A 26919-nucleotide genomic window follows, 5' to 3' on the forward strand; every position below is an offset into this window, starting at 1 on the left:
ACTACTCAGTTCTTCGCCGCGGCGAGGCCGGCCCGTCGGCCGTAGAAGCTGCCGTCACCCAGCGATGCCCCGCTCACGTACCCGCCCGCGCACAGCCCGGAGGTGCAGCGCCCGGCGGCGAACAGGCCGGGGATGGGCTCGCCGGACACGTGCAGTACCCGCGAATCCAGGTCGGTGCGCAGCCCGCCGAGCGTGAAACCCGCGGTGAATCCGCGCATGTCGAACGCTGCCAGGGAACCCCGCAGCGGCCGAACCCATTCCGGCTTCTTGCCGAGCAGCGGGTCCTTGCCGTCGGCGGCGTGCAGGTTGTAGCAGTCGACGGTGGCCTGCAGCGCGAGAGTGGGCAGGCCCATGTCGCTTTCGAGTTCGGCCACCGTTTCGGCGGCCCAGGTGGGTGGCTGCCGGAAGAACGGAGTGGAGGTCTCGGTGGCCAGCCCGGCTTCGTAGGACGCCTCGTCGATGACGAGAAAGGCCTGGTTCTCCTGTTGGATGAGGGTCGCCTGGCCGATGCGGCCCGGGTAGGTGTCCTCGGCGATGAATCGCTGGCCGCGCCCGTTGACCAGGATGCCGCGCGCCAGCAGCTGCGGGTCGCCGAAGAAGGCCACCTCGGTCGCGTCCATGTGCGCCAGCTCCGCGCCGAGGGCCTGCGCGACGCGGATGCCGATGCCGTCGTGTTCCTCGATCGCGGCCGCGGGCCTGCCGATCAGGCGCGGTGCGTAACCCTCGATCATCTGCTGGTGGTAGGCGAAACTGCCGGTGGCCAAGACGATGCCGCGGTCGGCGCGGATCGCCACCTCCTTGCCGTAGCGCTTGGCGATCACCCCGACGACGCGATCGTCGTCGTCCACCACGAGCCGGCCGAGCCGCAGGTCGTATTCGACTCGGACACCGAGGGATTCGGCGGTTTCGGCGAGTGGCTTCATCAGCATGTAGCCGCCGCTCTTACGGCCGATCTTCTTGTCCGCCATCTGCGGAACATGGCCGCGCGGTGCCGGTTTCGCGATCGTGTTGAACGGCGCGGCGTTCTCGCCGCCGGAGTACATCAGCCCCTCGTCGTGCGGCGGCTCCCAGCCGGGCTCGCCCCAGAAGGCCTCGCGGAACGGCACGCCGTTGGCGACGAGCCAGTTGTAGTGTTCGACGCTGCCGCGGGCGTAGTCGCTGATCTTGGCCTTGTCCACGCCGGGGCCGAGGGCGGCCAGGAGGAAGGTCTCCATGTTCTCCGGCGTGTCTTCGAAGCCGAGCGCCTGTTGGAGCGGGGTGCCGCCGCCGAGGTAGATGAAGCCGCCCGCCATCGCGGCCGCGCCGCCCCAGCCGCCGGTGCGTTCCAGGATCAGCACGTCGGCGCCCGCGCGGGCCGCCTCGATCGCGGCGCACACACCGGCGATGCCGTAACCGGCGACGACGACGTCGGCCTGGTGGTCCCACGCGGTGACGCTGCTCGCGCGCAGCGGGCGAAGGGTATTGGCATCAGACATGTTTCGGGTCCTTCACTCGGTGCGATCGGATTGTTGCCCGCGGGCCGCCTTCTTTTGCTGCGCCACAATGGTGCCAACCAAGAGGTCGAGTTTGGTGCCGTTCGGCCAACCTACGTAGTGGCAGAGGAAAACCGCGATCTCGTGCAGCTGCTCCTCGGTCAGTTCCTCGTTGCGCAGCGCGGCGCCGATCTGGATGCCCGCGGTGTCGATGGCGCCCTGGGCGGTGAGCGCGCCGAGCAGGATCAGCCGCCGGTCCCGGATCGTCAGGGCGGGACGCGACCAGATGTCGGCGAAGAGGTGATCGGCAGTGACGGCGAAGTGGCTGCCGGGGTAGTCCTGGAACTCGGTGCCGTACACCTCGGCCATCTTGGCGAGGCCGCGCTCGCGCACGGAATCGGCGGAACCGTTGTCGGTCATGAGTTTTGCCTTTCGGAGGCGCCGACGCCGAGCCCCGGCCCGAGGTGTTCGAGCGCGAGTTCGGCCAGCGGGAGTGCGATGTCGAGCCGGGCGCCGAGGTCGAGGGCCAGGCTCAGGTCCTTTTCGCCGAGGTCACGCACGTGCCGCAGGATCGGCAGCCAGAAGTCGCCCTCCTCGATCGGCGCGGTGCGGTCGCGCAGCATGATGGCGCCGGGACCGCCGGTGACGGCGTCGGAATGGCGGACCACCTTGCCGAGCAGCGTGATATCGAGTCCGGCGGCCTCGGCCAGCCGTTGTGCTTCGGTCGTCGCGGTGAACGCGATGAAGTGGACCAGGTTGCGCGCCAGCTTCATTCGGGTTCCGGCGCCGACCGGTCCGGCGTGCACGACCAGATCGGCGAAGCAGCCGAACGGTGGCCGAACCTGCTCGAACGCTGGGTCGCTGCCGCCGACCATGACCGCCAGGGTGCCTTTTTTCGCGCCCGGCGCGCCGCCGCTGATCGGTGCGTCGACGAATTCGACGCCGTGCGTTGTGCATTCGGCGGCCAGCTGCTCGGCGGTCCGGTCGCTGATCGTCGAGTGCACCGCGACCACGGTTCCCGGTGCGGCGCTGCGCAATAGACCTTCGGGTCCGGTGAGGACGTCGCGCACCTGGGCGTCGTTCACCACCGCGACCGAGATGATCGTGGCGTGTTCGGCGACCTCGGCCGGGGAGGCGGCGGCATCGGCACCGGCTTCGGTATAGCGCTGCATCGCCTCCGCTCGCACGTCACACACCGTCAGGCCGCCCGGCCAGTCGAGCAGGCGTTTGGCCATCGGCGCGCCCATGGCGCCCAGTCCGATGAAGCCGATTCTCGGTTCGGTCATGAGCGGAACACCTGGCCGCCGTCGACATTGAAGATCTGCCCGGTGACCCAGCTCGCCTCGTCGGAGAGCAGGTACAGGCACGCGCCGACCAGGTCGGCCGGTGTCCCCATCCGTTTGAGCGGCAACCGGTTCACCATGTCCTCCACGATGGCAGGCGGCGTCACCGCCTTGGTGGCGTCGGTGTCGATGGGACCCGGTGCGATGGCGTTGATTCGGATGTTGGAGCCGCCGAGCTCGAACGCCAGCTGCTGGGTCAGGCCGTTGATGCCCACTTTGGCCAGGCCGTAGAAGCTGGCGTAGGTCCATGCGGCGGTGGACGATTGGTTGACGATCGAGCCGCCGGCCTTGCGCATGTGCGGCCAGACGGCGCGGGTCATGGTCAACGCGCCGTCCATGTTCACGCTCATGAACTTCTTGTAGTAGTCCCACGGCACGGTGAGCAGCAGGTTGAGCTTCATCTCGCCGTAGATGGCGGCGTTGTTGACGAGGTGGTCGATGCCGCCGAACTCGGCGACCGTCAATTCGGCCAGCGCCGAGGCGGATTCGGGCTCGGACACGTCGACCTGTCCGAACAGCGCGGTGCCGCCGTCGGCGTTGATCTTCGCCACCGTCGCCTGCCCACCCTCGGTATTCTTGTCGGCGACAACGACTTTCGCGCCCTCGGCGGCCAGCGCGGCGGCGTACGCGGCACCGATGCCCTGTGCGGCACCGGTGACGATGACGGATCTTCCCGCGAAACGGGCCATGACGGTGTGCTCCTCTTATCCAGCGGTCGCGATCAGCTTGGTTTCCAGGTATTCCTCGAACCCGGCGATGCCCATCTCCCGGCCGATGCCGGACTGCTTGTAGCCGCCGAAGGGGGCGTCGGCGGCGTACCAGACGCCGCCGTTGACGCTCAACGTCCCGGTGCGGACGCCGTTGGTGACGTGGCGGATTCGCTCAGGGTCGGTGCCCCAGACCGAGCCGGACAGGCCGTAGGGGGAGTCGTTGGCGAGCCGGATGGCGTCGTCGTCGCCGTCGTGGGGGATGACGACCAGTACGGGGCCGAAGATCTCCTCGCGGGCGACGGTGGCGGTGTTGGGCACGTCCGCGATCAGCGTCGGCTCGACGAAGAAGCCGCGCTCCAGGTTCTTCGGCCTACCGCCCCCGACCACGATGCGGCCACCTTCGGACCGCGCGATATCCAGGTAGCGCAGCACCCTGGCACGCTGGCGTTCGGAGATGAGTGGCCCGCACACCGTGCGCGAGCCGGCCGGATCGCCCGGCTTGATCCCGGCGATAGTCGCGGCGGCGGCCTGCACCGCCTCGTCGTAGGCCGCTCGGGGGACGAGCAGCCTGGTGCTGATCGCGCAGCCCTGTCCGGCGTGCACGCACACCGAAAACGCCGCCACCGCACAGGCTCCCGCGATATTCGCGTCGTCGAGCACGATGAAGGCCGACTTGCCACCCAGTTCCAGGAAAGCCTTCTTGAGTGTCGTTGCGGCTCCACGCATCACCGCGCGACCGGTCTGTGTCGAACCCGTGAAGCTGATCAGGTCGACCAGGGGATGCTCGGCGAGTTGGGCACCGAGCCCATGGTCGGCGGAGGTCACGATGTTCACCACACCGGCCGGGATGTCGGTCTCCTCGGCAAGGATCGCGCCCACGGCCGCCGCGCACCACGGTGTATCGGGAGCGGGCTTGAGCACCACCGTGTTTCCGGCCGCCAGCGCGGGTCCGAGCTTGGCGAAGGTGATCTGGTGCGGGAAGTTCCACGGGGTGATCGCCCCGACCACCCCGACGGGCTCGCGGCGCAGCACCCGGCGGGTCTTGATGCCCATCGGCTCCGCGACCCCGAGATCGGTTTCCCAGCTGTAGGTTTCGGCCAGCGCGGCGGAGTACGCGAGGTCGGCTATCGGGCCTTCCAGCTGCGGACCCCTGGTGAACATGGCGGGCGCGCCCGCCTCGGTGATGGTGAGCTCGCGCAGCTCCTCGGTGTGGGATTGCAGTGCGGCGCGCAGCTGTTCGAGGCAGTGCGCGCGGAAGGCGTGGTCGCGGGACCAGTCGGTCGCGTCGAACGCGGTGCGGGCGGCGGCGACGGCCGCGTCCATGTCGGCGGCGTTCGCGTTCGCGGCGTGCCCGAGGACCTCCTCGGTCGCCGGATTCACGGTGGCGAAGACCCCGTCCCCGCCCGCGACGAGCTTGCCGCCGATGAGCAGGCGCGCGCCGTCGGCGGGCAGGAGGTTGGTCATGCGGTTCTCCGATGCTGTCTGGACACGTGTACGGAATATAGTCGCGGGCCGTGATCTATCGCAAGAACAGGTTCTAACTCTGTCAGTTCGAGTGAGCTGCCGCGCGGTCGTGGCGGAATCTCCGTGGTTTCCGGGCGCGTCGGCCGGATTGTCCGCAATGGTGTTGGTAGTCCACTGGAAACGTTGTCGGAGGTGGGTGCCGATGGTACTGTCCAGACACATGTCCAGCTATCTGTCGCCCCCTGGTTCGGTAGGCGTTGTCGCTCGGGGGAACTTGTTCTCGAATGCGGGGTGGGTGCGGTGACGGCCGCGTTGGAACCCTTGACGTTCGATCCCTATGACTATCGGTTCCACGAGGACCCGTATCCGACGTATCACCGGTTACGCACCGAAGCGCCGCTGTACTACAACGCCGACCTGGATTTCTGGGCGTTGTCCCGGCACGCCGACGTCACCAACGGATTCCGGGACAGCGCGAGGCTGTCGAGCGCCAACGGCGTTTCCCTCGATCCGGCGGCGTGGGGTCCGCATGCGCACCGGGTGATGTCGTTCCTCGCCATGGACGATCCGCGGCACCTGCGCATGCGCAGGCTGGTCTACAAGGGGTTCACGCCGAAGCGGGTAGCCGAAATGCAGGGCCGAATCACGGAATTGACCCTGTCCTACCTCGAACCCGCCATCGCCACCGGATCTTTCGACTGGATCGACGAGGTCGCGGGCAAGCTGCCGATGGACGTGATCTCCGAGCTGATGGGCGTGCCCGCGAGCGACCGCGTCGAAATCCGCAGGCTCGCCGACCTTGTCGTGCACCGGGACGACGGGGTGCTCGACATCCCGCAGGCGGCCATCGAGGCGTCGATCAAGCTGCTCACCTACTACACCGAGATGGTGGCCGAGCGCAGGCGCGCGCCGAGCGCCGACCTGACCTCGGCGCTGCTGGACGCCGAAGTCGACGGCGACACACTGTCCGACGAGGAGATCATCGGCTTCCTGTTCCTGATGGTGGTCGCGGGCAACGAGACCACGACGAAGCTGCTCGGCAACGCGCTGTACTGGGGCGCGCGGAATCCGGGGGAGTACGCCAAGGTCGCGGTGGAGCCCGCCCACGTGTCGGATTGGGTGGAGGAGACGCTGCGCTACGACACCTCGAGCCAAGTGATCGCGCGCTCCGCCACCGTCGACCTCGACTATTACGGCGACACCGTGCCCGCGGGCGCCAAGGTGCTGCTGCTGATCGGCTCGGCGAACCGCGATCCCGCCGTGTTCGACGACGGCGACAGCTTCCGGATCGACCGCGCCGACAAGGCCGGGCTGGCGAGTTTCGGTGCGGGCGTGCACTACTGCCTCGGCGCGCACCTGGCTCGGCTGGAGGCCGCGGTCGCGTTGCGCGAATTCGCCTGCCGGGTCCGGTCGTACGCCGTGGTCGAGACGGGCATCGTGCGCGTGCACTCGTCGAACGTGCGCGGCTTTGCCAAGCTGCCGATCGTTGTGGAGGCGAAATAGTGCCCCGATTCGCACCCCATCCGGCCCGCCGGCCCGTGCTGGTCGCCGGCGCGTCGTCGGGCATCGGCGCCGCCACCGCGGCCGCACTGGCCGAACTCGGGTATCCGGTCGCGCTGGGCGCGCGCCGGGCCGATCAGTGCGCGGAACTGGCCGACAAGATTCGCGCCGACGGTGGCGAGGCTTTCGCGCACCGGTTGGATGTCACCGACGCGGCGTCGATCGATGAATTCGTCACCGCGGCAGAAGATGCGCTCGGCCCCATCGAGATTCTGGTCTCCAGTGCCGGGGACATCGAGTTCTCGCCGGTGCACGAGATGGATCCGGAGCGGTTCCTGAATCAGGTTCAGGTGCATCTGGTCGGTGCGCATCGGCTGGTGCACCGGGTGCTGCCGGGCATGCTCGACCGGCAGCGCGGTGACGTCGTGCTGATCAGCTCGGACTGCGCGCCCGAGCCGCGGCCGCGTACCGGTGCCTACAGCGCGGCCAAAGCCGGCCTGGAGGCCATGGCGCTGCAGATGCGAATGGAATTGGAAGGCAGCGGGATCCGGGCCTCCCTGGTGCGTCCCGGCCCGACGCTGACCGGCATGGGGATGAACTCCACCCCCGAGGTCGTCGGGCCGCTGCTGGAGTCGTGGAAAGACTGGGGATTCGCCCGGCATCCGAACATGCTGCGCCCGTCGGACCTTGCCGCCGCGGTGGCCGCGGTGGTGTCCACACCACGCGGCGCGCATCTCGTGCTCGTCGAGGTCCAGCCGGAGGCCCAGGTGCGGGATCGGTCGAAAGAACAAGGCGGGAGCCAACAGTGAGAGTGGTGGCGGATCTGGACCTGTGCCAGGGGCATGCCGTGTGTCAGGACGAGGCGCCGGACGCGTTCCGAGTGCCCAAGCGAGGCAAGGTGGAAATCCTGGTCGACGCGCCGGACCCGGCGAACCGGGCCGACATCGACCGGGCCATCCATTACTGCCCGACGCAAGCACTGTCGATCTCTCCCACGGAAGGTGTCCGGTGATGACAGGTTTCGCGCGTGACGAGCTGGACGAGATGGTCCGGCGCTGGCTGATCGAGAATCAGCGCTGCGAGGAGAAGGGCGACTGGACACCCTTGGCGCAGATGTACACCGAGGACGCCACCTACGGCTGGAACTACGGTCCGACCCAGGAATTCATGGCCGTCGGCCGCGACGAGATCCGCGACCTCGCCCTCGGCCAGGAGATGCGGGGGCTCGACGGGTGGACCTATCCGTACCAGGAGTTCGTCATCGATGACCGCCAAGGCACCGTGATCGGCTTCTGGAAGCAGGTGTCGGAGGTGAAACGGCCGGACGGACGGCACTATTCGCCCGAGGGCATCGGTGGCAGTTGGTTCCGCTACGGCGGCGACTTCCAATGGTCTTGGCAGCGTGACTTTTTCGACTTCGGCAATGTGTCGCACATGTTCATGGAGATGATCACCGGCAAGGTACTGCCCAAGGGCATGCGGCAGCGCATCGAACGGTCGGTCGCCGGGCCGCTGCCGGGATGGTATTCGGTCGGGGAAGCGCCGGCCTCGCTGTGGTGAAAGCCATGTCGGGGAGCAACTTCGGGCAGTTGACGCGGGCACAACTCGCCACACTGCTGCCCGAACTGCTGCTGTGCGGGCACTTGATCGACCGGTCCGGCATGGCGCACACCATCGCGGCGTTCGGCCGCGAAGGGATGACGGCCGTCGCCATCGAGGAGTGGCAGCTCGCCAGTCCGGTCTACACCCGGCGCATGCAGCGGGCGTTCGGGTTCACCGGCGACGACGTGGTCACCATCTTCAAGGGATTGCAGCTGGATATCGGTGCCCCACCGCAATTCATGGACTTCCGGTTCCGCGTCGAGGATCGTGACCACGGCGAATTCTGGCTCGACCACTGCGGCGCGCTCCGCGATGTGGAGCCGATGGGCGACGATTTCGTGGTCGCGATGTGCCACGACATCGAGGATCCGACCTTCGACGCCACCGCCCTGGCCACCAACCCGCACGCGCAGGTCCGGCCGATTCATCGGCCGCCGCGCCGACCGGCGGACCGGAAGCCGATGTGCGCGTGGACGGTCACCATCGACGCGGCGCACGTCCCGCCGCCGGTGCCGCCGAACTCCGGCGCGATGGCGGCTACCGCGGCCGCGCGGCTGGTGCTCGCCGACATCGACCCGGCCGAGGACGGTCAGCACGACTACGCGGGACCGCTACTGAGCGACCTTCGGTTCGCGGACTTCTCGAAGTCGGCGCTGGTGCGGATGGCGGACGAGGTGTGCCTGCAACACCATCTGCTGACGCTCGGTTTCCTGATCGCGCTGGGTTCCCGGCTAGATCCGGCCGCGGCGATCAAGGTGGGCCGCAAGCAATTCGCGGGCATTGCGGGGCTAACCGCCGAACGGCTGTGCAAGGCACTGAAGCTCGGCGATGACATGGCCGCGCTGGCCACTGTGCTTCGCCTGCATCCGGCCTGGAACCCGTTGGCCTACACGGGCATCGGCGTCCTCGAAACCGAGGGCAACGTCCAGCTGACGATCGCCCGCGACAGCGGTGCCGAGTCCGACGGTTCCTGGCCCGCGCTGATCGATGCCGATCACCTCGCGCCCATCGACGCGATGGCCCGCGCGGTGAACCCTCGATTCGCCGCCCACACAGTCGATTCCACCGACGAACAGCTGACCATCGAGATCGGCCGCGCGGAGCAGCCCTTCCGTGAGTCGAACGAGGTCGCACTGACCCGATTCAGCACCGGTGCCGCCTTTGCCTTCACCGACCGCGGCATCCCCCTGCCGCTGACGGTGGTGTGAGAAGCATCGAGAGAGTGAATTACCGTGGCACGTAACTTCGCCGACCTGTTCGAGCATTCCGTCGACGCGATGCCCGACCGCGTGGCACTGCTCGCTGGCGAGCGCCGCCTGAGCTTCGCGGAGGTCGACGCACGCGCGAATCGGCTGGCCGCGCACCTGACGGCCGCGGGTATTCGAGCAGGCTCCCACGTCGGATTTCAGATGCACAACGGCATCGAGACCATGGAGACGCTGCTCGCCTGCTTCAAGGTGCGGGCGGTCCCCATCAATATCAACTATCGCTACGGCGCCGAGGAACTGCGCTATGTCTACGACAACGCCGACCTGCGGGCGCTGATCTACCACGCCGCCTACGCGCCCGCGGTGCACGAGGCGGCGGCGCAGATTCGGTCGTTGCGGCACCGGATCGTGGTGCACGACGACCTCGCCGACATCGAATCGCCGGTCGACGCCGTGCATTACGAGGACGCGCTCGCCGCGGGTTCTCCCGAGCGCGACTTTCCGCGGCGCAGCGCCGACGACCTGTTCATGATGTACACCGGCGGCACCACGGGCCTGCCGAAGGGCGTGATGTGGCGCCAGGAAGACATGTGGCGGGTGCTCGGCGGTGGCATCGACTTCTACACCGGAGTGCCGGTGTCCGACGAATACGAGCAGTCCCGCGTCGGCGCGCAAGGGGCGCAGAGCACCTGGTTCGTGCTGCCGCCGCTGATCCACGCGGCCGCCATGATGCCGACGTTCGCCGCGCTGTGGTCGGGCAATGCGGTGCTGTTCGAGCCGCGATTCGACGCGAATCGGGTGTGGCAGGCGGTGGTTCGGCACCGGCCGCAGGTCATGGTCATCACCGGCGACGCCATGGCGCGGCCGCTGCTCGACGCCTACCGGGCCGCGCCGGTCGATGCCTCGGGGCTGCTCGCCATCGGCTCGGGCGCCGCGCTGCTGTCGCAACCGGTGAAGAACGAACTGCTGGAGCTGTTTCCGTCGGTGGTCGTCACCGACTCGATCGGCTCGTCGGAAACCGGTTTCGGCGGAATGGGTTTCGCGCAGAAAGACGACAACCCCGGTCGCGGGCCCCGGGTGCAGACCGGGCGCGGTTCGATCGTGGTGGACGACGACGGACGGCCGGTGCGGCCCGGCGAGGAAGGGTGGCTGGCGAAGAACGGATCGGTGCCGCTCGGCTACTACAAGGACCCGGTCAAGACCGGCAAGCTGTTCAAGACGGTCGACGGTGTGCGCATCGTGGTCACCGACGATCGCGCGCGGATCGAGCGGGACGGGTCGGTGACGCTGCTCGGTCGCGGCAATATGGTCGTCAATACCGGCGGCGAAAAGGTGTTCGTCGAAGAGGTCGAGGGCGTGGTGAAGGCCCACGACGGGATCTACGACGCGGTGGTGGTCGGCGTCCCGCACGAGCGGTGGGGCTGGCAGGTCGCCGCCGTGGTCTCGGTGGTCGAGCCGATCGATTTCGCGGCTTTGGACAGGCACGTGCGCAAGCATCTCGCCGGGTACAAGGTTCCCAAGCAGGTCTGGCTGGCCGATGTCATCGCCCGAGCGCCCAGCGGCAAACCGGACTATCGCTGGGCCAAGGATTACACGGCGCGGCGTGCGCCGGACTATCACGCGGACTGACCCATGAGACTGCGCGAACGGCCACGCCGGGCAATAGGAACGTGTTCTAATTCGATGCGAGCACCCGGCCCGATACCTGCGGCGATTCCGCACGTCATGGAGGAGTCCCATGCGAGAGCGAAGCGAACCAATCCTGTGCCTGCGTGCGGTGCGCGTGCCGGAACCGAGCATGAGCGAGGGGCGGGCATGAGCACGGAGACCGCGAAAAGTCCGGTGCTGCCCGCGCGGATCACCGGCGCACTGATCGAACGGCTGACCGGACTGATCGCCGCCGACGGGTCCGTCGCACCGTATCCGATGACGGAGGTCTACACCGGCGCTCCGGTCGGCGAGCTCCCGCAGTCGGCGCCGGACGACGTCGTCGCGGCGGTCGCGACTGCCCGTGCGGCCCAACAGGAATGGGCCGCGATGCCGATCCGTGAGCGGCTGCGGGTCTTCGAGCGGATGCACGAATTGGTCCTCACCGAGGTCGAGACCATCGCCGATCTCATCCAGGTCGGCTGCGGCAAGACCCGCCGGATGGCCGTCGAGGAATCGTGCGACGTGCCGATGGTCATCAGCCACTACCTGAAAACCGCACGCCGCGTGCTGCGGTCGAAGCGGCGCGGCGGCGCGATGCCGATCGTGACCACCTCGACCGAGGAACACCGGCCCAAGGGCCTGGTGGCGGTGATCGCGCCGTGGAACTTCCCGTTCGCGATCGCGCTGTCCGACGCGATGCCCGCGCTGATGGCGGGCAACGGGGTAATTCTCAAGCCGGACAACAAGACCGCGCTGTGCGTCCTCTACGGCGTCGAGCTGCTGCATCGTGCCGGGCTGCCGCGCGGGCTGGTGCAGGTGGTATGCGGCGAGGGGCCCGACATCGGCCCCAGCCTGATCGACAACGTGGACTTCGTCATGTTCACCGGCTCGACCGCCACCGGGCGCGTGGTCGGTGAACAGGCTGGGCGCAACCTGATCAGCTGCAGCCTGGAGCTCGGCGGCAAGAATCCGATGCTTGTGCTGGCGGACGCGAACCTGGACGAAGCGATCGCCGGGGCGGCGTTCGCGGTGTTCGCCAACTCGGGGCAGGCGTGTATGCACATCGAGCGGATCTATGTGCAGCGCAGTCGCTTCGACGAGTTCGTGCGCGGATTGGTCGCTGCCGCTGACGAATTGAACAGCAAGATCGGTGCCGCCTACGACTACACGCCGGAATTCGGTTCGCTGGTGTCGGTGCAGCACCGGGATCGGGTCGCCGCGCACGTCGATGACGCCCGCGCCAAGGGTGCCACCGTGCTGACCGGCGGCAAGGTGCGACCCGACATCGGTCCCGCGTTCTACGAGGCCACCGTGCTCACCGGCGTCACTCCGGAGATGACGCACGCGACCCTGGAGACCTTCGGCCCGGTGGTGAGCGTCTACCCGTTCGACGACGAGCAGGAAGCCATCCGGCTCGCCAACGACACCGACTACGGCCTGAACGCGAGCGTGTGGAGCCGAGACCTGGCCCGCGCCAACCGCGTTGCCGCCCAGCTGCAGGCGGGCAATATCAACATCAACGACGGCTTCGTGGCGACCTACGCGGCAAAGGGCACGCCGTCGGGTGGGGTGAAGCAGTCCGGGGTCGGGACGCGGCACGGCGATCAGGGCCTGCTCAAGTACACCGACACGGTCAACGTCGGCGTGCTCAAGCGTCAGGTGATGTCGGCCCGCTCCGGGCAGCCGTACGAGAAGCAATTGAAGATCACGCTGATGTCCCTGCGGCTGATGCGCCGAACAAGGCTGCGCTGAGGCGCGGTTCGCAGTACCCATCTGAGGAGGTAGCCGTGGCGACACCGTCGTTGCCGGCCGGATTCGACTTCACCGATCCGGCGCTCTGGGAGACGCGAAGGCCCATCGAGGAATTCGCGATGCTGCGCCGGACCGCGCCGGTCTGGTGGAACCCGCAGGCCGATGAGCACTCCGGTGGGTTCAGGGACGGCGGCTACTGGGTGGTGAGCACCCTCGCCGACGTCAAGGAGGTCTCGCGCAATTCGGAGCTGTTCTCCTCCGAGCGGAAAGGCTCGATCATCCGGCCGTCCGACGCGACCACGCCGGAGCAGTCCGCGGCGGCGAGCGTGCTGCTGGTGAATATGGATCCGCCGAAGCACTCGAAATTCCGGAAGATCATCACGAAGGGTTTTACGCCGCGCGCGGTCGAAGGACTGCGCGCGGCATTGACCGAACGAGCGCATGCCATTGTGCACGAAGCGAAAAAATCGGGCGGCGGAAACTTCGTCGAACAGGTCGCGTGCGAGCTGCCATTACAGGCGATCGCCGAGCTCATCGGCGTGCCACAGGCCGACCGGCGCAAGCTGTTCGACTGGTCGAATCAGATGCTCAGCTACGACGACCCGGATTACGGCGATCCCGCGCTCGCCTCCGCCGAAATCCTGGGCTACGCCTGGAATATGGCCGAGCAGCGGCGCGGTGCCCCCGCGGGGGATATCGTGTCCGAACTCGTGCACGCCGACGTCGACGGCGAGTCGCTAGGCTCCGACGAATTCGGCTTCTTCGTGATCCTGCTTTCGGTGGCGGGCAACGAAACAACACGCAATGCCATCACGCACGGCATGAAAGCCTTCGTGGACAATCCGGAGCAGTGGGAGCTGTATCAGCAGCGGCGCCCGTGCACCGCGCCCGACGAGATCGTCCGATGGGCCACGCCGGTGACCGCGTTCCAGCGCACCGCCACCGCCGATACCGAGCTCGGCGGCACCCAAATCCGGCAGGGTGAGCGGGTCGGACTGTTCTACGGCTCGGCCAACTTCGACGACGACGCGTTCACCGATCCGTTCACCTTCGACATCGCGCGCGACCCCAACCCGCATGTCGGTTTCGGCGGCACCGGCGCGCACTACTGCGTCGGCGCGAACCTGGCCCGCCTCGAAATCGACCTCATGTTCAACGCCATCGCCGACGCCATGCCCAAGATCACCCAGGTGGCCGATCCGGTACGGTTGCGATCGGGGTGGATCAACGGAATCAAGAATTGGCAGGTCCGATACGAATGAATCTTCGAGACGTACCGCTGCAGACACTGAGCGGCGAATCCGCGACGCTGTCCGAGCTGGTCGGCGACAAGGTAGTACTGCTGGTCAACGTGGCCTCCAAATGTGGGCTGACGCCGCAGTACACCGGACTCGTCGAATTGCAGAAGTCCTACGGCCCGCGCGGTTTCAGCGTGGTCGGCGTGCCGAGTAACCAGTTCATGGGCCAGGAACCCGGCACCGCCGAGGAGATCCAGGAATTCTGCTCGACCACCTACGGCGTCGACTTCCCGCTGCTGGAGAAGACCGATGTCAACGGCGAAAACCAGCACCCGCTGTATGAAACCCTGGTCGAAACCGCCGACGCCGACGGCGCGGCAGGCGACGTCCAATGGAACTTCGAGAAGTTCCTGATCGACCGCGACGGCAAGGTGGCAGGCCGCTTCCGCCCCACCGTCACCCCCGACGCGGCCGCACTCGTCACAGCCATCGAATCTTTGCTCTGAGTGCACACTTTCGAGGCCCGTCCACTCGGACGGGCCTCGAACCATGTTCGGGGCGCTCGAATTCGCCGCGACGGCATGCTGTGCGGGTTTGCACTATGTGCATGCATGATCGAGTCGTGGGGCAGTTGACATTAAGGACCGAAAGACTGACGGTGGTGCCGCTGCGCGCCGAGCACACCGAGGCGGTAGTCGAGGTGTTCGCGCACAAGAGCATGAGCACCTACATCGATATCGACTTCAGCGATCCGGACAACGCGCGCGAGATGGTGCGCGGACGGCTCGCCTTCGATGGTCCGGCGGGAATGGGCCACTGGGCCTTCCTGGAAGGCGACACGGTGGTAGGAATCGGCCACCTTCGCCCGTCCTGGGAGCTCCCCGGCGACCTCCCCGAAATCGGCTGGTACGTGAGCCCGATTTACGGGGGACGTGGACTGGCCACCGAGGCCGCGACCGCCCTACTCCAGCACGGCCTCACCAACCTGGGCTTGTCCTCGGTATGGGCTCTGGTCCACGCCGAGAACAAACCCAGCCTCAACCTCGCCGCGCGCCTGGGCTTCCTGCTCGTCGGCACCGGCTTCCATTACGGCGCCGACCACCGCGTCCACGTAGCCCTGCCCTGACCTCCGGGCCCCATAGAGCGCCCATACCTCTCACAAGGGGTGAACTCTTGTGAAAAGTATGCAGGCTCTGTGAAACCCCCTCGCACAGCACTGATCCCGGGCCAGCGAGGGTCCCGGGATCGGTGTTGTGAGCGCTAGCGCGCGGCGCGGGCCGACAGGGCTGCCGCGACGAGCACCGTCACCCCTTCGGCGATGGCGGTACCGCCGAGCGCGTGCGACGCGGACAGTGCCGTACTGCCCGCGAGACCGAGGAACAGCGTGCCGAAGGAGGCGATGCCGACCACGATGCCGAGCTGCACATTGGTGACCAGGATTCCGCTGGCGTCCGCGGCCAGGCTCATCGGGACCTTGGCCAGTGTCCGCGTCATCAGCGGGCTGAACGCGAGTCCGTTGCCGATTCCGCAGAGCCCGAGCAGTACGAGAACGAGCGGGCCCACGTCCGCACCGTCGCGCAGCAGCGCGCCGATGGCAACCATGCTCATCGCGGCCAGCACGAGGCCGAGCGGAATCATCTTGGCGTGGAAGCGATGTGGGATGCGCTCCCAGTTCAGACCGGCGATCGCGAATGTCACGCCCAACGGGATGAACATCAGACCCGCGTGCAGCGCGCTGTAGCCGAGCGTGCTCTGCAGATGGATGGCCATCACGAACATCCAGCCACCGAACGTCGCCATCACCACGAACAGCGTCGCCGCGGCCAGCAGCAGCCCCGGCGCGGCCAGCACCCGGTGCGAGAACAACGGCTCACCGTCGCGCGCCGCCACCGCCCGCTCGATGCCGACGAACGCCGCGAAGGCGAGCACGCAGGCGCCCAGCGAAATCCAGGACCACACCGGCCAATTCAGCTCCCGGCCGAGCACCAGCGGCAGCACGAGTGCCAGTACCGCCGCCGTCAGCATGGTGAGCCCGGCCAGGTCGAGCTTGCGGTCGAAGCGCTGGGTCACCTTGGGCAGCACCCGCGGCGCGACCACCAGCAAGGCCAGGCCGATCGGCACATTCACCAGGAACACCCCGCGCCAGCTGCTGCCGCCCACGTCGGCGCTGACAATGAGCCCGCCGAGCACCTGCCCGGCGACCATGCCGCCGGAGATGATCGCGGAGTACACGCTGAGCGCCTTGGCCCGCGCGTTACCGGTGAAATTCCGCTGGATGAGCGTCATGATCTGCGGCACCATCGCCGCAGCGCCGACGCCCTGGGCGAATCGGAACACGATGAGCGATATTTCGTTCCACGCCAGTCCGCAGATCAGCGAGGCGAGGGTGAACAGCGCCAGGCCGGCGATGAACATCCGCCGCTGACTGAATCGGTCGCCCAGCCGGGCGCCGGTCACCAGCAAAACGGCGTAGGCGATCACATAACCGGCCACGATCAGCTGCAAAGCCGCGCCGGAGGTGTGCAGGGAACTGCGAATCGAGGGAATCGCGACATTGACGATGGAGGCGTCGAGCACGGCCATGAACTGGCCGGTGAGGATCACTGCGAGGATGGCAAGGGTGCGCCGCGCACCGTACGCGGCGGGTGGAGCTGCCGGGGGCGCGGTAACCGGCTGTGCGGCTGCCGAATCCGGCGACAAGGTCTGCGTCATGCACTGATCTTGCGGGCATTCCGACACCAGTAACAGGAGCCCATTAAAACTGGTATCGGCAACACCTGGATAAGCGCGGGGTTAGTGAGGAATGTCCGCTATACGGCATATTATTCCTGTCAGGTGTGGCGAAGGCCACCGGATTCGTCGCTGGAGCACGCCCTTTTCCGAAATACTTAGGCAGGCTAACCTGTTTTAGAAAGTTACAGGCGTTTCTAACTTTCTCAGCGAGGGAGATTTGCCATGGCGGTTGGGTCACGGGACGAGCGGCTGAAGAGCCGTATCGCGCAGTTGTTCGCCGAAGACGAACAGGTCAAGGCCGCACGACCCCTAGACGCGGTGTCGGACGCGGCGCGGGAACCCGGATTGCGGGTGGCGCAGGTGATCGCCACGGTGATGCAGGGTTACGCGGACCGTCCCGCCCTCGGGCAGCGTGCCATCGAGCTCGTCGCCGACGACGCGACCGGCGCCAAGTCGGTGCGAGTGCTGCCCAGGCTCGAGACCATCACCTACCGCGAGCTGTGGCGGCGAGCCGGGGCGGTGTCCACCGCTTGGCAGCGCGACCCTGAAAACCCTTTGCGCGCTGGCGATTTCGTTGCCCTCCTCGGTTTCACGAGCATCGACTACACGACGCTCGATCTGGCCACCGTCCATCTCGGCGCGGTCACCGTGCCGTTGCAGGCGAGTGCGGCGGTGCCGCAGCTGATGGCGATCCTCACCGAGACTTCGCCGCGGCTGCTCGCCTCGACGCCGGACTACCTGGAGACGGCCGTCGACTGCCTGCTCGCGGGCGCTTCGCCGGAGCGGCTGGTCGTGTTCGATTACCACCCCGAGGATGACGCGCAGCGCGCCGCGTTCGACGCCGCCCGTCAGCGCCTCGCCGACGCGGGCAGCGCGGTGACCGTCGAGACGTTCGGCGACGTGCTCGAACGGGGCAGCGCACAGCCGCAAGCGCCGTTGTTCGTCCCCGCCGACGACGACGATCCGCTGGCGCTGCTCATCTACACCTCGGGCAGCACGGGCACGCCGAAGGGCGCGATGTACACCGAGCGGCTGACGCGGGTGATGTGGCAGGGCCTGCGCGACGGCGTCGGCATCAACCTCAACTACATGCCGATGAGTCACATCGCCGGACGCTTGTCGATGATCGGCGTGCTCGCCCGCGGTGGCACCGCGTATTTCGCGGCGAAGAGCGACATGTCGACGCTGTTCGAGGACATCGCGCTGGTGCGGCCCACCGAGATATTCTTCGTTCCGCGCGTGTGCGACATGATCTTTCAGCGCTATCGCAGCGAGATGGACCGGCGTTCGGTCCCCGGCGTGGACCCGGCGGCGCTCGATCAAGAAGTGAAAGCCGAACTGCGACAGAACTTCCTGGGCGGCCGCTTCCTTGGCGCGATCGTCGGTAGCGCGCCGCTGTCCGCGGAGATGCGCGCGTTCATGGAGTCCGTCCTCGACGTACAACTACACGATGGATACGGCTCGACCGAGGCGGGCGCGGGCATCCTGCTGGACAACCGGGTGCAGCGGCCGCCGGTGACCGATTACAAGCTCGTCGATGTGCCCGAGCTCGGCTACTTCCGCACCGATCAGCCGCATCCGCGCGGTGAGCTGCTGGTGAAGGCGGCGACCCAGATTCCCGGGTACTACAAGCGGCCCGAGGTCACCGCCGAGATCTTCGACGAGGACGGCTTCTACAAGACCGGAGACATCGTGGCCGAGCTCGGTCCCGATGAGCTGGTGTACGTCGACCGTCGCAACAATGTGCTCAAGTTGTCGCAGGGCGAGTTCGTCACCGTCGCCCACCTCGAGGCCGTGTTCGCCAGCAGCCCGTTGATCCGGCAGATCTTCATCTACGGCAGCAGCGAACGCGCTTACCTGGTCGCGGTGATCGTGCCCACCGAGGCCGCGCTGCGCGACTACGACACCGAGGCTTTGAAATCGGCGCTGGCCGAGTCGATTCAGCAGCTGGCCAAGGACGCGGACCTACAGTCCTACGAGATTCCCCGCGACTTCCTGCTCGAATCCGAGCCGTTCACGATGGAGAACGGTCTGCTCTCCGGTATCGCGAAGTTGTTGCGCCCCAAGCTGAAGGAACGCTACGGGGAGCGCCTCGAACAGATCTACGTCGATCACGCCACCCGGCAAAGCGACGAGATGCTGGCGTTGCGGCGCGAAGCCGCCGAACGTCCCGTGCTTGACACGGTGAGTCACGCGGCGCGCGCGATGCTCGGCATCGCCGCCAGTGAGTTGCGCCCCGACGCGCACTTCACCGATCTCGGCGGCGATTCGCTGTCGGCACTGTCGTTTTCGAACCTGCTCAAGGAGACCTTCGGGGTCGAGGTGCCGGTCGGCGTCATCATCAGCCCGGCGAACAACCTCCGCGAGATCGCGAAATACATCGAGGCGGAACGTGATTCGGGCGCGAAGCGGCCCACTGTCACCTCGGTGCACGGTGCCGGATCGCAGATCCGTGCCGCCGATCTCACGCTGGACAAGTTCATCGACGACCGAACCCTGGCCGCCGCCAATACGATTCCGCACGCGCCGGTGCCCGCGCGGACCGTCCTGCTGACCGGCGCGAACGGCTACCTCGGACGCTTCCTCTGCCTGGAATGGCTGGAGCGACTGGACAAGTCGGGCGGCAAGCTGATCTGCATCGTGCGCGGCAGCGACGCGGCCGCGGCACGCAAGCGGCTCGACGCGGCGTTCGACAGCGGCGACCCGAAGCTGGTCACGCACTACCAGGAACTGGCCGACAGGAGCCTGGAAGTGCTCGCGGGCGACATTGGCGATCCGGATCTCGGGCTGGACGAAGCGACATGGCAGCGGCTTGCCGAGACCGTCGACCTGATCATTCATCCGGCCGCGCTGGTCAATCATGTGCTGCCGTACAGCCAGCTGTTCGGCCCGAATGTCGTTGGTACCGCGGAGATCATCCGCCTTGCCATCACCTCGCGGCGCAAGCCGGTCACCTACCTGTCGACCGTGGGGGTGGCCGATCAGATCGATCCGGCGGCTTTCCAGGAGGACAGCGATATCCGTGAGATGAGTGCCGTGCGCGTCGTGCGCGCGGGGTACGCCAACGGCTACGGCAACAGCAAGTGGGCGGGCGAGGTCCTGCTGCGCGAGGCGCATGATCTGTGCGGCCTGCCGGTCGCGGTGTTCCGTTCGGACATGATCCTCGCCGATCGCCGGTACGCCGGTCAGCTCAACGTGTCCGACGTGTTCACCCGGCTCATCCTGAGCCTGGTCGCCACCGGCATCGCGCCGTACTCGTTCTACCGGACCGACGCCGACGGACACCGGCAGCGGGCCCACTACGACGGTCTCCCCGCCGATTTCACCGCCGAGGCGATCACCACCCTCGGCATCCAAGCCATCGAGGGGTTCCAGACCTACGACGTGCTCAACCCGCACGACGACGGCATCTCCATGGACGAATTCGTCGACTGGCTCATCGCATCCGGTCGCCCGATCCAGCGGATCGCCGACTTTGCGGACTGGTTCAGCCGTTTCGAGACAGCGATCCGCGGTTTGCCCGAAAAGCAGCGCCAAGCCTCGGTCCTCCCGTTGCTCGATGCCTACCGGAGCCAGCGGCCGCCGATTCGGGGATCGGTGTTGCCGGCCAAGAAGTTCCAGGCGGCGGTGCAGGCCGCGAGCATCGGCGCGGACAAGGACATTCCGCATTTGACGGAGACGTTGATCGAGAAGTACGTCAGCGATCTGGAACTGCTCCGACTGCTCTAGTACGACAACAGAACTCGAAGCCCGTCCGAGACCAGTCCATGCACTGACTTGGCCCGGCGGACCCGCGACAGCGGCGAGATAGGCACGATGTGCCCGTCTCGTCGCTGTCGTATCTGTTCGATCAGTTCGGCCGGGACATGGAAGCGGTCCAGCCGCGTCAACGCTTCTCGTTTGGTGATCAATTCGTTGGTCGCCAAGGTGACTTCGGCGCGAGCCAGTGTGAACAGGCTGAGGTCGATGTAGGAGTCGCGGAACCAGATCGACGGCCGCCGGAGCGCGGGAACCCAGTATCCGCTGAGGTCGCCGCGGACCGCCGCCGCCAACTCGGCCGCGGTGACCGGAGGAATCACGGCCTCCGGTGGTTCTCCGAATACGGCAAACCCGAAGCGCAACAGCTCTGCTCGGGCGATCCCGGTGAGCGGTCGCTCGAACATCATCTGCGCGGCCCAGGTGACATGCGGCGTCTCGACCTCGTCGAGGTCGTCCACCGGCACGTAGACACAATGCAGTTTGGTGGCTTCGGGATGTCGGCTGATGAACGCACGGTGCAGCTGCGCGACGAGTCGTCGCTGATCATCGGTCAACGGTCGTTCGATCAACGCCACCAGGTCGAAATCGCTTACGCCGGGCTGGAAGTCACCGGTCGCCAGCGAGCCGCCCACCAACAGCGCGACCACGCCGGCAGCGGGTTCGATCTCCGCCGCGAACGCCTCGAGCACGGCTGCTGGCGGCAAGCTCATACCGACGCTCGCGCCTCGTCGCCGACCTCGGCACCCTGGCGCCGGAGTCGAACCAGGACCAGTCCCGCGCTGACGAGCACGATGGCGTACACGATGACGAAACTGTTGATCAGGATCTGGGCGCCCGGCCACCACGGCGGGAACAGGAAGAGGCCGACGACCACGTAATTCGGGTCGTACTCCCAGGTCCACGCGCCGATCGAGGCGAAAAGGGCCGCGGCGACGAGCCACCAGCCCCACCGCCATTGCGCCTTGTGCACCAGGTAGACGAACAGCGGTACGAACCAGACCCAGTGGTGATCCCAGGAGAACGGCGACACCGCGCAGGCGGTGAGACCGGCCAGCGTCACCGCGAGCAGCCGCTCGCCGCGCCGGAACAGGCCTGCGGTGATCGCCAGGCTCACCAGCGTGACAGCGCCCGCGATGAGCAGCCACAGCCATAGCGGCGCTGGCCGATGCGTCAGGTGTGCGATCGCGCCGCGAATCGATTGATTCGACGGGTGCATGTCGTCGGCGATCCGATTGGACTGGAAGAACGTCGACGTCCAGTACTGCTTGGAGTCGGCGGGCAGCACGATCCAGGCGAGCACGATCGAGGTGACGAAGGCCGCGACCGCGGTGACGGCCGACCGCCACTGGCGCAGCACGAGGAACTGCACGACGAAGTAGGCCGGGACGAGTTTGATGCCCGCGGCCAGTCCGACGCCGATGCCGCGCAGCTTGCTCCGGTCGGAGCGGGAGAAGTCCCACAGCACCAGCAGCATCAGCATGAGGTTGATCTGGCCGTAGAACAGCGTGGTGCGGACGGGCTCGATGAACGCCAGGGTGATCGCCAATAACGCGCTGACCGCGGTGAGTTGGGCATTGATCCGATACCCGAGGATGCGCCAGCTCAGCAGTACGCACCCGCAGAGCACGAGCAGGTTCAACACCAGCCAGGTGTCGGCGACCCACGACCACGGGATCGCCACGATGGGTATGAAGGCGATCGTCGAGAAGGGGGTGTAGGTGTACAGGAGCCCAGCAATGGTCGGCTCGGTATAGAGCGGCAGTCCGTGCAGGATGCGCCAGGCGCCGTCCCGATATACGTGCACGTCCAGCCCGCCGTCCAGGATGCCTGCCCGGTCCAGCCACGGATCGACCGTGGTGAACAGCAGGATCACCGCCAGAGCGGCACTTGCGGCCAGTATGAAAAGTGTTGGGCCCGTGCGTGGAGACTCCAGCATCCGGGACTTGGGCACAAGTGATCAACTTACCGAATAACACGAGCAGGAGCACGCCCCGAACTCTCGGGTGCCGGTGCGGTGCTCGAATTGTTACCGCTACCAGGGGATTTGTCCGAGTGTGCGACATGCCACGCCGGCCTATACCCGGGCCGGGCCGGGGAAGAACCGGTTGGTGCGTGCCTGATAGTCGCGGTAGTCGGGACGTTTCTGGACGCTGTAGTACTCGGCGGGGACGGCACCGGTGTAGAAGACCAGGCACCAGTACATGGTCGCCGAGCATCCGACCAGTCCGATGACCAGCCAGACCGCGCTGTACACGTTCGTCCGGCCGAGATGATCGATGAGTTCGGGCAGGCACATGATCGCCACGGCATTCCACTGCATCCATTGGAAGAAGTAGTTCGGGTGGCGGCTGTACTTCCATAGCCCGACATCGCAGCTGCGCTTGAGGCCTGCTCGTTTCGAGGCCGCGCCGAATCGCAGCTTCTGCATGTCCGCAGTGGATTCCAGAATCCAGGAACCCGCCCAGACGACCAGCCCGACGATGGTGAGCGCGCCGAAAGCCGGATGGTCGGTGGAGACGGCGAGCGCGGCGGGCACCGCGAGCACCGTGCAGTTCGCCCAGCCTTGCACGAGGACCTCGGCGACCAGGTCGACGCGTTCGCTGCCGAGCGACGTGCGCCGCCAGCGCAACCGCTGGAATCGATACCGGGGCAGTTCCTTGTCGAATTCGCCGGTGCGCCAGAGGGTCACCGCAGCGAGCCCCATCCGGGCTCCGACGACGAGGTAGAAGCAGGCGATCGCCCCGGCGAACGGCGAAAGGTCGCCGAGTGTCAGGACTTCCACGCCGAGCACGACCAGGCCCCACGGCCAGGCGATGTCGACGTAGGTCATCCGTCGGGTTCGCCACGCCGGAACGCACGCGACGGCGATGAACAACACGAGCTGTGCGACCGCGTTGACGATCGCGAAAGTGCGGATGTTCTCGTCGACCAGCATCGCGATGAACAACGGGACGGCGAACACGGAGGAAAGGAACCGCCGGATCGGTTGTTGGGTCGGGGTGTCGGCCACGGAGCCTCCTGGTTCGGGTGCCCCAGAGGTTATTCCAAGTCGACCGACTTAACAAGTCGGTCGACGGGTTTTGCTATAGTGGGCCGGTGAGCAGTGCGAAACGGACACAAGCGGAACGGCGAGCGGGCACGGTCGCCGCGCTGCTCGACGCCACCGTCGCCAGCCTGATCGAGGTCGGCTACGCGGGCACCTCTACTCGCAGCGTCGCCGAGCGGGCCGGCGTCAGCCAGGGGGCGCAGCAGCACTACTTTCCGTCCAAGGCGACGCTGGTCGACGCGGCCATGGCGCGGCTCGGGGAGCAGATGTTCGGCGAGTTCGTCACCACGCCCGCGCCGGGGGCGAGTGAGCGCGAGATCGCCGTGGTGATGCTGGATCGCCTGTGGCGGTTGCATTGCCTACCCATCACGCCCGCGGTGTTCGAGCTGTTCAACGTGGCCCGCACCGACAGCGAAATCGCGCGCAGCGCAGTCGAATTGACGACCGTCGGGATGGACAGCCTGCGCAGGCAGGCCAGGACGCTGCTGCCCACGTATGCCGCGGCGCCGGGCTTCGACAGCCTGTTGGACATGGCCGTGGCCACCGTTCGCGGCGTGGCACTCGTGGGCGCGATTCCCGGCGCGGCGCCGGAATGGTCCGACTGGACCGCGATTCGCGCGCATCTCATGAACGGCCTCGACGCACTCGTCGAACCGGCCAAAGGAGAACCCTTGGGCTAAAACGGGTACTAGCAGCACCTGGATACCGCTACCGATTTCAGGCACGATCAGTGGATGACCGATGTGCTCGATGTCCGGGCGGTGCGCAAAGCGCGCCGTGCGGAGCTGGGAACCTTCTTGAAGTCGCGGCGGGCCAAGATCTCACCGGACGACGTCGGGTTGCCACCCGGGCCGCGCCGTCGCACGCCTGGCCTGCGCCGCGAGGAGGTCGCGCAGCTGTCCGGCATCGGGGTCACGTGGTACACGTGGCTCGAGCAGGGCCGTCAGATCAACGTCAGCGTGCAGGTACTCGACGCGGTGGCCAGAACGCTGGCGCTCGACGATGCCGAGCGTGGTCACCTCTATCGGCTCGCCGGTGTGCCGACCGTGCCGAGCCCGCACTCGAACAGCGCCCTGCCCGAAGAGATGCAGACCATCCTCGATCATCTGACGCCCCTGCCCGCCGCGGTGCTGAGCGGGCGATACGACGTGTTGGCGTTCAACGACTCCTACGCGGCCCTGTGCCCGGGATTCCTGATGGGGGAGCGCAACGTCGTGCGGCGCGTGTTCCTGACGCCGCCGTGCTGCAACACCTACCGCAGCAGCATGGACGATCTGCGGCGTATGGTCGCCTACCTGCGCGGCGCCTACGCGAAGAACCTCGACGACCCGACCTGGCAGCGATTCATCGAGGAAATGTGCACCGACAGCGCCGATTTCGCCGCGCTATGGGCCCACAACGACGTCGCGGTCCCGTCGAATCGGATCAAACAGCTCCGCAATCTGGCCATCGGCGAACTCGAAATGTTCATCACCAGCATGTCGTTGCCCGCCGTCGCCGGCGCCTGGGTACAGATCTACACCCCGACCGACGAAACCCAGTGGGCCCAACTGCGGCGACTGCTCGCGATGAGCCCGGAGGAGCAGCACGAACCCTGGGACGAGCACCGACGGCAGTACCACGCGGTGCCGACGGCGGTGTGAAATCGACTCGTGCCGTTCGGGTTCAGCCCTTGCTCTGCCACAAGGTGAGTATGCGGCTCATCGCCGCTCTGTCGCTGGTCACTACGTCGTACAGCTGGACAAGATCCTGTTTGAGTGCGGTGCGCGAATGGCCGTCCAGATACACCATGTGGCCTGACTGGTAGAAGCGGATCGACAGGTTCTGCCGAATCGCCGGATCGTCCAGCGGCATCTGTTGCAAGTCGAGCACTGTTTGAAACTGCGGCGTGACGAAATCGTAGTAGCCGTTGGCCGACAGCACTTTCAGATCGACATTGATCGCCATCACCGCGGCCAAATCGCCTGCCGTGTAGAACGAGTCGGGCCCCTGCTTCGCGCCGGTCGGATCGACGTGGCTGTAATCCCAGTGCAGGAACACCTGGTCATTCAGATCGGTGAACGCCGAGTCCGAGGTGAACTGGAGCTGTTCCTCGAGGTACCAATTCCACATCGCCGTGTAGACACCGGAGACGGCCGCCATGGTCGGATCGTTGCCGCCGGAGTTCGGGTCCACCTTGCCCGCGATTCCGGAATCGATCCCGGTGACCCGGCCGTCGTACGCGCCGACCGCGCGGTTGCGATCCTGCAGCAGGGTCGTCAAGAACGGCCAGCCGATGTACAGGCTCCACGAGGTCAAAACGATCTTATCGATACCGGTATACGCCGCGAGCTTGTCGAGCACGGCCGGATCGAACTTCGGAAACGCTTGCAGCGCAGTCAAATAGTCGCCGACGGCGAACTCCTCGACCTCCGCCATGAACGTGTCCAGATCGGCAGGGGGCGGGGTGATCCCGAGACGTTTGTGGTACCACGCGTCGGCGGCGGCCGTCGGCAACAAGCCGATCGGGTTGCCCGACTGCCGGTAGTCAAGGATCGACGACAACAGTGTGACGCCGTTCAGATCGACGCCGTCCTCGTGCAGCTTGTAGGCGAGAACGCAACTGCGCGCGGTGCCATACGATTCGCCGAACAGGAATTTCGGCGAGTTCCACCGGTGGGTCTTCGTCAAGTATCGCTTGATGAACTGCTTCAGCGACTCGGCGTCCTGATCGACACCCCAGAAATCGCGATTCTTGTGTGGCGCGACCGCTGCCGAGTAGCCCGTACCGACGGGATTGACGAATACCAGATCGCTGGTGTCGATCAAGCTATCGGGATTGTCCTCCATGGAATACGGTGCGGGCGGTGTGAAGTCGGGCATCTTGGTCTTGATGCGGCGCGGCGCGAACGAACCGAGCAGCACGAATACCGCCGAGGACCCCGGACCGCCGTTGTAGAAGAACGTGACCGGTCGCGTCTCCTCTTGCTGTGCGTCTTTCGTGAACGCCACATAGAACATCTTCGCGTTCGGCAGCGAGGTGCTCGGATCGACCGTGACCAGGTGACCCGCCGTCGCCGTATACGGGATGTCGTTGCCGTCGATGGTGATCGTGTGATGGGTGACGGCCGCGGTTTCGGCGGTGTCGGTGACGTTGTCATCGGGCCCGTTGCCATACACCACGGGATCGAAGAACGGCTGATCGCTGCCCTCGGCTGGGCTGGTCGAATCGCCACCGGAAACGGAATGCATGCTCATCGTAATTCTCCCCAAGCTTGGACAGCTTGCGATTAACGATACAAGTGGGGCGCCGCCGCCGGACGCGAAACGTTCCGTGTGGCGGAACGCCGACTCTGCCGAAGATCTTCGGCGGCAGAATCTCGTGCCGGGCTGAACCATTGTGGCGGGCAATACGTTTCAACAGGCAGGCGATATCGACCCGATCGGCCGATACCGCGCGCGG

Annotated in this window: 23 protein-coding genes; 13 read left to right on the top strand and 10 right to left on the bottom strand. The window is 66.6% G+C overall.

Annotated elements, in window-relative coordinates; genetic code table 11:
- Positions 1-5: 5 nt before the first annotated feature.
- The 5 genes from ACIBCN_RS22525 to ACIBCN_RS22545 are packed head-to-tail and all read right to left on the bottom strand — an operon-like array spanning position 6 to position 4989.
- A complete protein-coding gene (locus ACIBCN_RS22525) occupies positions 6-1475 on the bottom strand; it encodes an FAD-dependent oxidoreductase (protein WP_396993577.1) in 1470 nt (489 codons plus the stop codon).
- A 12-nt stretch (positions 1476-1487) separates the two neighbouring features.
- Entirely contained in the window at positions 1488-1892 is a 405-nt protein-coding gene (locus ACIBCN_RS22530) for a carboxymuconolactone decarboxylase family protein (protein ID WP_396993578.1), read from the bottom strand.
- Positions 1889-2758, bottom strand: a complete 870-nt coding sequence (locus tag ACIBCN_RS22535; protein WP_396993579.1) for an NAD(P)-dependent oxidoreductase — start codon at positions 2756-2758, stop codon at positions 1889-1891. Before ACIBCN_RS22535 ends, ACIBCN_RS22530 begins: the two co-directional genes overlap by 4 nt.
- Entirely contained in the window at positions 2755-3504 is a 750-nt protein-coding gene (locus ACIBCN_RS22540; protein ID WP_396993580.1) for an SDR family oxidoreductase, read from the bottom strand. The genes ACIBCN_RS22535 and ACIBCN_RS22540 overlap by 4 nt, the downstream gene beginning before the upstream one ends.
- Before the next feature lie 15 nt (positions 3505-3519).
- Complete coding sequence (locus ACIBCN_RS22545) at positions 3520-4989, bottom strand: aldehyde dehydrogenase (protein WP_396993581.1); 1470 nt, start codon at positions 4987-4989, stop codon at positions 3520-3522.
- A gap of 300 nt (positions 4990-5289) precedes the next feature.
- On the opposite strand from ACIBCN_RS22545, the gene ACIBCN_RS22550 reads away from it, so the two are divergent.
- From ACIBCN_RS22550 to ACIBCN_RS22595, 10 genes are all read left to right on the top strand, one after another.
- Positions 5290-6492: a cytochrome P450 gene (locus tag ACIBCN_RS22550; protein WP_396993582.1), complete on the top strand. Its 1203-nt coding sequence runs from the start codon at positions 5290-5292 to the stop codon at positions 6490-6492.
- Complete coding sequence (locus ACIBCN_RS22555; protein WP_396993583.1) at positions 6492-7298, top strand: SDR family oxidoreductase; 807 nt, start codon at positions 6492-6494, stop codon at positions 7296-7298. The genes ACIBCN_RS22550 and ACIBCN_RS22555 overlap by 1 nt, the downstream gene beginning before the upstream one ends.
- The gene (locus ACIBCN_RS22560) at positions 7295-7501 is read left to right on the top strand and encodes a ferredoxin (protein ID WP_396993584.1); all 207 of its coding nucleotides are present in this window, start codon (positions 7295-7297) and stop codon (positions 7499-7501) included. Before ACIBCN_RS22555 ends, ACIBCN_RS22560 begins: the two co-directional genes overlap by 4 nt.
- Positions 7501-8049, top strand: coding sequence for a nuclear transport factor 2 family protein (locus ACIBCN_RS22565; protein ID WP_396993585.1), 549 nt, complete (start codon positions 7501-7503; stop codon positions 8047-8049). The genes ACIBCN_RS22560 and ACIBCN_RS22565 overlap by 1 nt, the downstream gene beginning before the upstream one ends.
- A gap of 5 nt (positions 8050-8054) precedes the next feature.
- Positions 8055-9299 carry a hypothetical protein gene (locus ACIBCN_RS22570; protein WP_396993586.1) on the top strand — a complete coding sequence of 415 codons (1245 nt, stop codon included), beginning with the start codon at positions 8055-8057 and terminating at the stop codon, positions 9297-9299.
- Between the two features lie 24 nt (positions 9300-9323).
- Positions 9324-10928, top strand: a complete 1605-nt coding sequence (locus tag ACIBCN_RS22575; protein WP_396993587.1) for an acyl-CoA synthetase — start codon at positions 9324-9326, stop codon at positions 10926-10928.
- A gap of 186 nt (positions 10929-11114) precedes the next feature.
- Positions 11115-12701, top strand: a complete 1587-nt coding sequence (locus ACIBCN_RS22580; protein WP_396993588.1) for a succinic semialdehyde dehydrogenase — start codon at positions 11115-11117, stop codon at positions 12699-12701.
- A gap of 35 nt (positions 12702-12736) precedes the next feature.
- Positions 12737-13963, top strand: a complete 1227-nt coding sequence (locus ACIBCN_RS22585) for a cytochrome P450 (protein ID WP_396993589.1) — start codon at positions 12737-12739, stop codon at positions 13961-13963.
- Positions 13960-14445, top strand: coding sequence for a glutathione peroxidase (locus ACIBCN_RS22590; protein ID WP_396993590.1), 486 nt, complete (start codon positions 13960-13962; stop codon positions 14443-14445). Before ACIBCN_RS22585 ends, ACIBCN_RS22590 begins: the two co-directional genes overlap by 4 nt.
- A gap of 116 nt (positions 14446-14561) precedes the next feature.
- Positions 14562-15065: a GNAT family N-acetyltransferase gene (locus ACIBCN_RS22595; RefSeq protein WP_396993591.1), complete on the top strand. Its 504-nt coding sequence runs from the start codon at positions 14562-14564 to the stop codon at positions 15063-15065.
- A gap of 134 nt (positions 15066-15199) precedes the next feature.
- Here ACIBCN_RS22595 and ACIBCN_RS22600 read toward each other — a convergent pair whose 3' ends face one another.
- Complete coding sequence (locus tag ACIBCN_RS22600) at positions 15200-16651, bottom strand: MFS transporter (protein ID WP_396993592.1); 1452 nt, start codon at positions 16649-16651, stop codon at positions 15200-15202.
- Between the two features lie 243 nt (positions 16652-16894).
- On the opposite strand from ACIBCN_RS22600, the gene car reads away from it, so the two are divergent.
- On the top strand, positions 16895-20401 hold the full coding sequence (gene car / locus ACIBCN_RS22605; protein ID WP_396993593.1) for a carboxylic acid reductase: 3507 nt from the start codon (positions 16895-16897) through the stop codon (positions 20399-20401).
- Here the strand turns inward: car and ACIBCN_RS22610 are convergent.
- The 3 genes from ACIBCN_RS22610 to ACIBCN_RS22620 form a co-directional block, all read right to left on the bottom strand.
- A complete protein-coding gene (locus ACIBCN_RS22610) occupies positions 20398-21141 on the bottom strand; it encodes a nucleotidyltransferase domain-containing protein (RefSeq protein ID WP_396993594.1) in 744 nt (247 codons plus the stop codon). The two genes, car and ACIBCN_RS22610, sit on opposite strands and share 4 nt — an antisense overlap.
- On the bottom strand, positions 21138-22304 hold the full coding sequence (locus ACIBCN_RS22615; RefSeq protein ID WP_396993595.1) for a glycosyltransferase 87 family protein: 1167 nt from the start codon (positions 22302-22304) through the stop codon (positions 21138-21140). Before ACIBCN_RS22615 ends, ACIBCN_RS22610 begins: the two co-directional genes overlap by 4 nt.
- Positions 22305-22505: 201 nt before the next feature.
- Positions 22506-23441: a DUF1295 domain-containing protein gene (locus ACIBCN_RS22620; protein ID WP_396993596.1), complete on the bottom strand. Its 936-nt coding sequence runs from the start codon at positions 23439-23441 to the stop codon at positions 22506-22508.
- Between the two features lie 86 nt (positions 23442-23527).
- Here ACIBCN_RS22620 and ACIBCN_RS22625 point away from each other — a divergent pair, with 86 nt between their 5' ends.
- Together ACIBCN_RS22625 and ACIBCN_RS22630 are read left to right on the top strand one after the other, a co-directional pair.
- Positions 23528-24157 carry a TetR/AcrR family transcriptional regulator gene (locus ACIBCN_RS22625; RefSeq protein WP_396993597.1) on the top strand — a complete coding sequence of 210 codons (630 nt, stop codon included), beginning with the start codon at positions 23528-23530 and terminating at the stop codon, positions 24155-24157.
- Positions 24158-24211: 54 nt separating this feature from the next.
- Positions 24212-25120, top strand: coding sequence for a helix-turn-helix transcriptional regulator (locus tag ACIBCN_RS22630; protein ID WP_396993598.1), 909 nt, complete (start codon positions 24212-24214; stop codon positions 25118-25120).
- A gap of 22 nt (positions 25121-25142) precedes the next feature.
- On the opposite strand, the gene ACIBCN_RS22635 is transcribed toward ACIBCN_RS22630, so the two are convergent.
- Positions 25143-26714, bottom strand: a complete 1572-nt coding sequence (locus ACIBCN_RS22635; protein ID WP_396993599.1) for a S10 family peptidase — start codon at positions 26712-26714, stop codon at positions 25143-25145.
- Positions 26715-26919 lie beyond the last annotated feature (205 nt).

Origin of the sequence: Nocardia sp. NPDC051052 (assembly GCF_044456045.1) — a bacterium.
Classification (GTDB): Bacteria; Actinomycetota; Actinomycetes; order Mycobacteriales; family Mycobacteriaceae; genus Nocardia.